A 218-nucleotide genomic window follows, 5' to 3' on the forward strand; every position below is an offset into this window, starting at 1 on the left:
CACTGCCGTGTTCGCGTCCACTACACAGTATCTGACACAACACCAGCAACCAGCCGTTGCCCTAAGTGTTTGTCGGTGGCCTATAGCAGCAGGGAAACGCCCGGTACCCATTCCGAACCCGGAAGCTAAGCCTGCTAACGCTGATGGTACTGCAACCGGGAGGTTGTGGGAGAGTAAGAAACCGCCGACACCAAACAACAAACAACAACTCAATACAA

General features: G+C 53.7%; 1 rRNA gene. It reads left to right on the plus strand.

The features are described from left to right. Positions 1-71: 71 nt before the first annotated feature. Positions 72-190 (plus strand): 5S ribosomal RNA (gene rrf, locus HMPREF2822_RS01980). Positions 191-218 lie beyond the last annotated feature (28 nt).

The sequence above is a fragment of the Corynebacterium sp. HMSC062E11 genome, assembly GCF_001811845.1.
In the GTDB taxonomy this organism is placed as follows: Bacteria; Actinomycetota; Actinomycetes; order Mycobacteriales; family Mycobacteriaceae; genus Corynebacterium; species Corynebacterium hesseae.